This is a genomic window from Paenisporosarcina sp. P4_E4_2, assembly GCF_056401595.1.
Window position 1 is genome coordinate 1 of sequence record NZ_JBFUJC010000341.1, and the last position, 3,345, is coordinate 3,345.

General features: G+C 39.6%; 2 protein-coding genes. Both read right to left on the reverse strand.

The window, feature by feature from the left end:
• Positions 1-923 precede the first annotated feature (923 nt).
• Positions 924-2,702 (reverse strand): ABC transporter ATP-binding protein, encoded by a 1,779-nt coding sequence (locus AC1DSB_RS16735; RefSeq protein ID WP_477587160.1) that lies wholly within the window; start codon positions 2,700-2,702, stop codon positions 924-926.
• Positions 2,702-3,345, reverse strand: a 644-nt coding sequence (locus tag AC1DSB_RS16740; RefSeq protein WP_477587161.1) for an ABC transporter ATP-binding protein, incomplete at its 5' end; no start/stop codon positions are given. The genes AC1DSB_RS16740 and AC1DSB_RS16735, both read right to left, overlap by 1 nt.

Consider the following 3,345-nt stretch of genomic DNA (forward strand, 5'->3'; position numbering starts at 1 on the left):
ACTAACCGCTTTCGCAGTAGTTGGTACTTGTACAATAGAACTTAAAATAAAACTAGATGATAGAGCAAATACAGCTAAGCTTTTTAAGACCTTACTACTTGTACAATAGAACCTAAAATAAAACTAGATGATAGAGCAAATACAGCTAAGCTTTTTAAGACCTTACTTTTGTTGTTTRCTTTTTTCCCCATTTTCTTCCTCCAAGTCTCTGTCTTTTTATTACATATGTAGTGCAATGAATTACGAAACAATGATTCTAATAATAATTTTTTTGTTTCTCCTTTTCCTCATTAAACCTCTCCCCCTGCCTAACTAAATAGTAGATTAATATATTTGTAAAAATGTAAAGGTTTCGTGCTGATGACTTAACTTCACATTTAATACACTGATCTGTCTTTCAACATCAAGTTATTAAAATTTTTCAACTAATCTARTAYCAACTGGGAGTTTATTCAACATTTATTCATTCAATATTCAGAAACATTACCCAATTAACCCTCATCATCCCACATTTCTACTTTCCTGAAAATTAAACATAGGATGTATCTTGTGCTGTTCTTGGTTCTATACCTGCTTAAAACAAAAGTACTACTTCACGACTTTTTATTTAATCATTCATCTTTTGCGTATAAATATGGCACCATGCATCGGGCATGAAAAAACCCAAGTGAATTATCCTCACTTGGGTCGCAATCGGTTTATTGTTGGAGAACCGTTACTTGTTTAGGCGTTGATGACACTTTAAAAGAGGTTGTCTACAACTTTACTGTTTCCAGTAATTCTATATTAGACGCGAACCCTTGATTTCCCTTTAAATTAATACAATATTTTTCCATTTAACAAACCTTTGTACATTTTTTGCTATATAAAAATGTCTATCAAATCTGCTTACAATTTGATAGACATGGGATTAGTTATGGGTTTTATACTGCTTCTTCCACAATGCTATTCTGCAGCAAGTACATTTTGTGATACAAGCCTTTGCTTGCAAGCAACTGTTGGTGATTGCCCCGTTCAACGACTTCGCCTTGATGAAGGACTAAAATCAGCTCTGCATCTTGAATCGTACTCAACCGGTGGGCGATGGCAATCGTTGTTCGTCCTTGTCGCATTTTTTCAAGACTTGATTGAATTGCCACTTCTGTTTCCGTATCGATGTTTGCTGTTGCTTCATCCAGCACCAAAATCTTCGGATCCGTCGCCATCGTACGGGCGAATGCGACGAGTTGACGCTGACCACTTGAGAAGGTTGAGCCTCGCTCGGTTACTTTTTGCTTATAGCCTTCTGGCAACAGATTGATGAAGCCGTCAGCTTGAACAAACTCTGCAGCAGCACGTACTTCGTCATCCGTCATACTTTGCTTGTGCAAACGAATGTTGCTTTCGATATCCCCGAAGAACAAGAACGGATCTTGTAGCACAAGTCCCATTTTATCTCGTAATTCCTGAGCTTTGAAATCTTTTACAGATTGTCCATCTATCAAAATATCACCTTGTTCAAACTCATAAAAACGCATCAATAAATTGATGATGGAACTTTTCCCACTTCCAGTATGGCCGACAAGCGCTACCGTTTCCCCAGGATTCGCGGTGAAGGAAATGTTTTTCAATACATCTGTTTGTCCATCGTAAGAGAAGGTTACATTTTTGAATTCAATTTTCCCAGCATCAATCCGTGCATTTGTGTTCGCCTGGCTTGGCACAAGTTCCTTTTCATCGAGTAGCTTGAAAACACGTGATGCCGCTACAATGGCTTGTTGGAAAATCGATAAACGTTGCATAACTTGATTAATCGGTTCAAAGAATCGGTCAATATATGTCACGAAGGCGTAAATCACACCAACTTCGATCGTATTGCTGAATGAGGTTACCCCGAAATAGCTCAGCAACATAATCAGAGCAAGTGCATACACCAAATCAATCGCGGGACGCAGCAACAAACTATCCATTTTGATGTTACGCTTGCCTGCTTTCCAGTGCTGTTCATTGATGTCATTGAATTCATCTTTCAATCTCGGTTCTTGTCGGAATGCCTGAATCATGGACATGCCTTGAAGTGATTCTGCCAGTTTTGCATTTAATTGACTCAATCGTTCACGCAAATCTTGGTAAAACACCGAGCTGTAACGACGGTACGTCTTTATAATCATAAATAATATCGGCAATAGCAATAGTGTAACGAGGGCCAGTTTAACATTCAGAATGAACATCGCGATGTATACTCCGACCACTAAGAAACCACTTTGCAAGAAACCGACCAAGACACTGACAAACATATCTTTAATGGCTTCCGTATCATTCGTTACGCGAGACACAATGCTTCCGGCAGGCGTTTTATCAAAATAACGCATTCCGAGGTTTTGTACTTTCGTAAAGACATCAATTCGCATTTGCTGAATGATTTTCAGTGCTATCTCCTGGAATTTCAGCAGCTGGAAATAACTAATGAAAACATTGGAGATTTGAATGAATAAGTACGCACTCGCCAGTCCGACTAGCGGTCCCGTCGGAAAGTTTTGAACGGTCAAATAATCATCTATGAACGTTTTAATCAAAATCGGTCCAACAACGTCCCCGACTACGGTAAGGCCTAGTAGGAATAACGCAAACGTTATGACTTTTTTATGTGGCTTCAAATAGGAAATAAGCCTTCTTAAGATGATGCCTTGATCTTTTCCTGTTAGCTTTGGCTGTTCTTCCATTACACCTCACCTCCCATTTCGACAAGTGCTTCTAATTGTTGTAACTGATACATTTCGTAGTAACGTCCTTTTTGGTCCATGAGGTCTTCATGGGAACCTTTTTCAACAATTGTTCCTTCATGAAGCACGATGATTTGATGTGCATGTTGAATCGCGCTCAATCGATGTGCGGTAATAATGGTGGTTTCATCCAGTCGGGATGCTTTTAACGACTCAAGGATTGCTTCTTCTGTTCGCGCATCAACTGCAGATAACGAATCGTCCAAGATTAACAATTCCGGCTTCATCATCAATGYACGGGCAATCGAAATCCGTTGCTTTTGTCCACCAGATAACGACACGCCTCGTTCGCCGACAATGGTTTCATAACCATTCGTGAATTTCAGTATGTCTTCATGAATGTGTGCGAGCTGAGCAGCTTCATACACTTCTTCTATTGGAGCACTTGTATTCGCAAAGGCAATATTTCCAGCAACCGTCGTTGAAAACAAGAAATGATCTTGCGGTACATAACCAATTGCTGAACGCAGTCGTTCTTTTTTGTAGGCATTGATGGAATGGCCACCGTAAGTAATCCACCCATCGTACCCTTCGAACTCACGTAATAACAACTTCAAGATAGCTGTTTTCCCTGAACCCGTCT

Coding starts and splice junctions, on each gene's coding strand:
- AC1DSB_RS16735 (WP_477587160.1), bottom strand. CDS start 2,702: ATGGAAGAACAGCCAAAGCTAACAGGAAAAGATCAAGGCATCATCTTA.